This window comes from uncultured Kiloniella sp. (assembly GCF_937128705.1).
Classification (GTDB): domain Bacteria; phylum Pseudomonadota; class Alphaproteobacteria; order Kiloniellales; family Kiloniellaceae; genus Kiloniella.
The window spans coordinates 1-3277 of the sequence record NZ_CAKZMP010000093.1; the positions used below are offsets into that span (position 1 = coordinate 1).

The 3277-nt window shown below is 45.1% G+C and carries 3 protein-coding genes; 2 read left to right on the forward strand and 1 reads right to left on the reverse strand.

The features are described 5' to 3' along the window. Together Q0241_RS05610 and Q0241_RS05615 are read left to right on the forward strand one after the other, a co-directional pair. The coding region (locus tag Q0241_RS05610) for a tetratricopeptide repeat protein (protein WP_299374402.1) at positions 1-1563 on the forward strand (1563 nt) is incomplete at its 5' end. 23 nt (positions 1564-1586) lie between these two features. After that, entirely contained in the window at positions 1587-2045 is a 459-nt protein-coding gene (locus tag Q0241_RS05615) for a GNAT family N-acetyltransferase (RefSeq protein WP_299374405.1), read from the forward strand. 72 nt (positions 2046-2117) lie between these two features. Here the strand turns inward: Q0241_RS05615 and Q0241_RS05620 are convergent, their stop codons facing one another. Further along, positions 2118-3020, reverse strand: a complete 903-nt coding sequence (locus Q0241_RS05620; protein ID WP_299374408.1) for a LysR family transcriptional regulator — start codon at positions 3018-3020, stop codon at positions 2118-2120. Positions 3021-3277: the final 257 nt, after the last annotated feature.

The following is a 3277-nucleotide window of genomic DNA, read 5'->3' on the forward strand; positions in this document are numbered from 1 at the left end:
GAGGGGCTTGATAGAGATTATCTCAAGGCCGTTCAGGCATACGAGCTTTCATGTGATGCTGGCTTTAAACCTGGGTGCCATAGCCTCGGTGAAATGTACTATAGCGGCAATGGGGTGAAGCAGGACTATGTTACAGCTGCGACATATCTAAATGAAGCTTGTCTTTCCGGGTATAAATGGAGCTGTTTACGTTTGGCTAGCCTCTACGACAGCGGCTACGGTGTTGAGAGAGACGTGGATAAAGCGGCGGCGTTATATAACAGAGCTTGTGATAAGAGTTTTTCTGAAGGCTGCTTAACCCTCGGAACCCGTTATTATAATGGATATTATACTCAGCAAGGGGTCGAGCAGGATTATGATAAAGCCTATCTGTATTATAAAATAGCCTGTGAACAGGGAAACGGGGAAGGCTGTCATAATCTGGGTACTCTTTATGCTTTGGGCAAAGGTGTTGAACCGGACAAAGATAAAAGCTTGGATTATTTTCATCTAGCCTGTAAATCGGGCTATGAACCGTCTTGTCTAAAAACCAACGAACCCCACGATAAAAAGAAGAACACAATTCCTTTTTATCTGAAGCAATATGTAAAGATTAATTATCAAGAAAAAGCCAAAGAACTGGAATCTTTATGTCAGAACGGGGACGCCCAAGCCTGTGCTGATTTAGGCGCATTTTATACTTATGGAACAGGTGTGGCACCGAATAGGCAAAAAGCTTTTCATTATTTCGATCAAGCCTGTTTAGCTGGAAATGCCAGAGGCTGTTCTGGTGTAGCGGAATATTATAATAAAGGAGTATTCGTTCCGAGAAATGTCGATAAAGCGGTTTCTCTTTTTAAAGATGCGTGTGATGCTAATTTTTACCCAGGGTGTTTGCACCTAGGTGAATTTTATGAGACAGGGGTGCGTGGTGCTCCTGAAAATAAGCAAGCGATAGCTCTCTATGAAAAAGCGTGTGAGGGTGGTTTCCCTAATGGATGCATCGCCCTAAGTTTTGTCTATCAGAAAGACCAAATTGTAACGAAGCAACCAGCTTTATCCCGTGAGTATTGGGATAGAGGGATGTCTTTGTCCGAAGAATCCTGTGAAAAAGGTGACGTGGTATTTTGTTCTCAATTGGCTAAGATGTATCGCTATCCTCATCGAAAAACCCGTAACGGCGAAAAAGCTATCGATCTCTTTCAGTTTTCGTGTGAAGGCTCTTACGGATACGCCTGTAATGAAGCCGCTGATATGTATCGTTTAACCGATACAATAAAACGCGACATGGGGAAAGCGACGCATTATTATAATCAAGCTTGCAAATTCGGTTATGCAAAGGGATGTCATAATCTGGGGTATTTAAAACGGGTGGGCTTGCGCGTTGATCAAAATTATCCCGAAGCTTTGATTCTATACGAAAAGGGATGTTCTGGAGAGAACAAGGCTTCTTGTTATGACCTTGCACGTATGTACGAAGAGGGCGAAGGCACCGACAAGAATATGATCAAAGCAAAAGAATTCTATACGAAAGCCTGTGATCTTGGGCATGTATATGCATGTAATAAATCCAAAGAGTTTTAGCGATCTTTGAGAGGGAATAAAGAATGCTAAGAACAAGGCCAGTTGAAAGCCGTGATCTGGATTTGATTTGTGAACATCGTCAAAAGATGTTCCAAGCGAGTGGAAAACCCCGTGAAGAGGAACTCGCGGCGATGGATGTTCCCTTTCGCGATTGGCTGAGGCCACGTCTGGAAGATCGTAGCTATTTTGGATTTATTGTTGAAAACGAAGGTGAGGTCATCGGTGGTATTGGCTTGATGGTTATTGACTGGCCGCCACACCCTTCACATCCGCAGGATGATCGCCGGGGATATGTGCTTAATATGTTTGTCGAACCTGATTATCGTGGGCGAGGTGTTGCGACGGATTTAATGAAGGCGGCAGATGTTGAATTTCAACGTCGAGGTATTCGCTATGCTATCCTTCACGCTACCAGCAAGGGGCGCCCTCTCTATGAACATTTGGGCTGGTCCGGGACAACAGAAATGGCAAGGCAATATTAATTCTCGGTTTGCGTGATATAGAACCTTATTCTTTCATCCATTCAGCCTGTCTTTTGTTGTTAATGCGTGTTTTTAGTTCATTGGCTTATCGCTGACAGAAGAGGGGGAACGCAATTGTTCGCGGATAAGTGTGATAAAATCGCGGACGCGTTGTGGCGGTTTGGTGTCAAACTGATGTAAGGCATAGATCGGGGCGATACCAAGGGGAGATACTTTGATTAGAGAACTGATTGCGTCGATTGAGGTCGCCGTGATGTCTGGTAATCTGGCAATCCCTAGGCCACTTTGGGTCAGCTTGAGGATATCGGGCAGGCTGTTACAACGTGCACGTGGTAGAACTTTAAAAGATACCCCTTGCGGCAAACTATAGGTTACAGGGTTCCCCTGCCATTCATTGGCAATATGATCCCATTTTTCCAAAGCCTTCAGGTTATTTGGAATGCCGCCTTGCGCTTTGATGTAATCTGGATGTGCGTAGAGGCTTTCGCTTAAAGTTCCAATCTTTGTCACGCGGGCGGTTTGTCCCGTCAGTTTGCCAACGCGAACGGCAAGATCGATATGCTCTTCGATCAGTTTGATCGATGCGTCTTCGGCGACCAGACGTACAGACATTCGGGGGTAACGATTCAGATAAAGCTTGATTGCGGGGGTGATAACAGCGGCACAAAGTGCGTGAGGGGCGGTAATGGAAAGAGTGCCCTGTGGGTCGCCCTTATCTTCCCAAATTCCTTCCAATGCATCGTTGTAGGCGTTCTTTATGGCAAGGCAACTGTCATAGAAACGTGCACCTGTATCCGTTAAGGTCAATGATCGGGTACTGCGCTGGAGCAAGCGGGTATTCATGTCTGCTTCCAAACGGGAAATTGTCTGACTGATCGCGGATTTACTGCGCCCCAAACGGTTGGATGCCGTGGTAAACGAGCGTGTGTCCACAACCTCTATAAAGGTCAGCATGTCATGAATATTGGGTTTCATTGTTTAATTTTCCTAAACTATGAAATTATCTAATGTCATCTTATCGTCTTTACCTTCTCATGCAATAAAGATCCTGAAACCAATCAGATGAAAACAACCCAAGTAGTCAAGGATATTTGGGTGACTTGAGGAGATAGTAAAATGACGACGGATCTAAAAGCAGCGGTTATCAAGGCGAGTGAAAAGTGGAAAACGGCCTTTAATTCAGGTGATGCCGTCGGATGCGCCGCCTGTTACGAAGCAGATGCGGTTATGGT